The organism is Roseibium sp. RKSG952, assembly GCF_009711355.1.
This window is the reverse complement of record NZ_SMMF01000616.1, coordinates 1-2,568: the sequence shown is the minus strand read 5'-3', so window position 1 is coordinate 2,568 and position 2,568 is coordinate 1. Positions and strand designations below refer to the sequence as shown.

Here is a 2,568-nt window from a genome sequence, read left to right as displayed (position 1 = left end):
CCCCCCCCCCCGCATCTTGCGCCTGTTACACGCGCACGATAGGCCTGTTGCATTATGGATCCCAAAAGGCCTTTTGCATGTCATTGAAATTGCGCGCTGCCTGCCCGAAAGATGCCCCTGTCCTGACCGATATCCTTCACAGGTCAAAGGGATCCTGGGGATATCCGGAAAGCCTCATGGCGGAGTTCCGGGAACACTGGCGGATTACTGAGGCAACCCTCAAGACGTTGTCCGTCACGATTGCAGAGATCAACCATTCTCCGGTCGCCTTTTGCGGGGTGATCCCAAGCGGCGAAGACACGCTGCTGATCGACTTCCTGTTCGTTGCTCCGGAGGCGCAGGGGTGCGGGGTCGGACACGTGCTGCTCACACGCGCCGAAGATCATGCCCGCGCGCTCGGGCGCAACCGGCTTTATCTTGAAAGCGATGCCCATGCAGGCAGCTTTTATGAAAGCCACGGCTACACAACCATCGCCACACGCGCGAGCGAAATGTCGCCGGGCAAGGACATTCCGATGATGGAGAAGCGGCTGCCTCCGGCGGTCCAGCCGCTGAAAGCCCTGAATGTCAGCCTGTCGCCCGCGCCCTGGCGGTTCGAAACGGAAAATGCCGAGGCCGTCGAAACACATTTTGCCGCTCTCAAGCATAAGAACCCGCATCTGTGGAACGGCCGCACCCTCAAGCTGACCGGCTACACGCTCACGGACGGGGTCTTTTCCGGCACTTGCACCGAGACATCCTACGCCGCCTTTCTCACCTGGCGCGACTGGGGCGCTCCCGATTGCGAGGCTTACAACATGTTCGGGTCGGCCGTGATTGTCAGCTCGGACGGCGCGCTGCTTTACGGGGTTATGGCCAGTCACACGGCAACGAGCGGATGGGTTTACCCGCCCGGCGGCAATCTCGATCCCGGCGATATCCGGTCCGGCGGGATAGTCGATGTCGAAGGCTCGATCTACCGCGAACTGGAAGAGGAAACCGGATTGCGACAATCGCAGGTCCGGCCCGGTCCGCTTTTGGTCACACTGGACGGCCCCCGGATCTCGATCGCCCGGGTCATCCATGTGGACAAGCCTGCCGAACTTCTGCGGCAGGAGATCCTCGACCACTCTCTGAAGTCTGCCGAACAGGAACTGGCAGACATCAGGATCTACCGGCAGAGACCGGACTTCTCCGACCCGGCGATCGTTCCCTATGCCCGGGCGCTTGGCTTGCATGTTCTCGCCACCATGAGCCGGCACCAACCGGCCTGAAAGAAAAGTTTTTCGGCTGCAAGGACATGGAGACTGGCGATCTGACGCGGCCCGTGTAAAAGTCGCCGCGATTCGCTACAAACTTCCCCCTGTTGATTTTAGGGAGACCGCGCCGATGGGCCGCCGTTATGCCGTTCTGGATGTTTTTACGAACACGCTGCTTGCCGGAAATCCGCTTGCCGTGGTTCTTGATGCGGAGGGGTTGAGTGATGCGCACATGCAGGCGATCGCGCGCGAGTTCAATCTTTCGGAGACCGTTTTCGTGTTCCCGCCGGAAAATCCCGGACACTCGGCAAACATGCGCATCTTCACGCCGGTGATGGAGCTGCCCTTTGCCGGTCACCCGACACTGGGCACCGCAATCCTGATGGCGATGGAACGCTTCGGCGACATCGAAGGCGAACAGGATGCGGTCGTTGTTCTGAAACAGGGGATTGGCGTTGTCCGCTGTGCCGTGGTCCTGCAGCAGCACGCCGCCGCCTTTGCCGAGTTTGACGTCCCCAGGCTGCCGGAGCCCGCAGGCCCCACCCACAACAACGAGCTGATTGCCGAAGCGCTTGGCCTCGACCCGAAAGACATCGGCTTTGAAAACCACGCCCCCTCACGGTTCGGGGTTGGGCCCACCTTCAATTTCGTGCCGGTCAGGGATCTGGATGCGCTGTCGCGCGCCAAACCCTTTATGCCCCGCTGGAAGGCCGGCTTCGGCAACAACGGCCCGTGCGATGCCTATGTCTATTGCCGCGAAACCCGCTCCCATGACAGCGCGTTTCAGGCCCGCCTGTTCGCCCCGGACATGGGCATCCCCGAAGACCCGGCCACCGGTTCGGCCGCGGCTGCCTTTGCCGGCGTGGTCCATTTCTACGACGGCCTGACCAATGGCACCCATCACATCCGGATCGAACAGGGCTTCATGATGGGCCGCCCCTCGCTGATCGATCTGGAGGTCGACATCAACGGCTCCAAAATGCACGCGGTCCGCATCGGGGGACAGGCCAAGCTGGTCGCCCGCGGCGAGCTGTTCGTCTGATCGGGACGCGCACAGAAGAGCTGTTCCACAACAGCCGTCCCCGCCTTGCGCGGGGATCCAATCCCGGGCCCGGCAGCGATCGCTGACAGGTCTGTGCAAGACCAGCCACCCCTCACCTCATTCCAAGGGTTTCGGGTACCGATACCCCTCCCTTTTCACCGCCATCCCATGGCCTGACCATGGGATCCGCTCCGCTGCATTACCACAAGCGCAGCTGGTCGAGTGAACACCTCACGGTATGGATGACCCGGTCAAGCAGGGGATAACGTCCGAGAGCGCTGCGGCGCA

2 protein-coding genes are annotated in these 2,568 nt (G+C 61.8%); both read left to right on the top strand.

The genetic code is table 11. The features are described 5' to 3' along the window. Positions 1–1,253: GNAT family N-acetyltransferase (locus E1297_RS02825; RefSeq protein ID WP_209015611.1), on the top strand; the 1,253-nt coding region annotated here is incomplete at its 5' end. A gap of 115 nt (positions 1,254–1,368) precedes the next feature. Continuing rightward, entirely contained in the window at positions 1,369–2,280 is a 912-nt protein-coding gene (locus tag E1297_RS02820; protein ID WP_155133644.1) for a PhzF family phenazine biosynthesis protein, read from the top strand. Positions 2,281–2,568 lie beyond the last annotated feature (288 nt).

Excerpts from the sequence above, each read along its gene's own strand:
- E1297_RS02820 (WP_155133644.1), top strand. The coding sequence starts at position 1,369 with ATGGGCCGCCGTTATGCCGTTCTGGATGTTTTTACGAACACGCTGCTT.